The 453-nt window shown below is 68.7% G+C and carries 1 protein-coding gene; it reads right to left on the bottom strand.

Annotated features, from left to right (window positions below; genetic code table 11):
- Positions 1 to 115 precede the first annotated feature (115 nt).
- The coding region (locus ACTHTY_RS11890; protein ID WP_440367834.1) for a response regulator at positions 116 to 453 on the bottom strand (338 nt) is incomplete at its 5' end.

Here is a 453-nt window from a genome sequence, read left to right as displayed (position 1 = left end):
GTTGGGGTCGTCTTCCAGCACCAGCTGCACATCGGCATGCGACAACGCCTCGCGCAGGCGCTCGCGCGCTGCGCCAGGACGGGCCAGCAGGGCGACGGCCGGGGCCGCCTGGGCTTCACTCACGGACACGGGCGATCCCCAGCAGGTCGTACACGTTACGCATCAGGTCCAGCTCCTGGTACGGCTTGCCCAGGTAGCGCTGCACGCCGATCTCGAAGGCGCGCTGGCGGTGCTTGTCGCCGCTGCGCGAGGTGATCATCACGATCGGCACGTCCTGGTAGCGCGGGTCGGCGCGCATCGCGGTGGCCAGCTCGTAACCATCCATGCGCGGCATCTCGATGTCCAGCAGCATCAGGTCGGGCACGCGTTCTTCCAGGCGCTCCAGTGCTTCCACGCCGTCGCGGGCGACGCTGACCTCGAAGTTGTGGCGTTCGAGGATGCGCCCGGTCACCT

The organism is Neisseria sp. P0019.S002 (genome assembly GCF_051957155.1).
In the GTDB taxonomy this organism is placed as follows: Bacteria; Pseudomonadota; Gammaproteobacteria; order Burkholderiales; family Neisseriaceae; genus Neisseria; species Neisseria perflava.
This window is presented reverse-complemented; position numbering and strand designations above follow the sequence as displayed.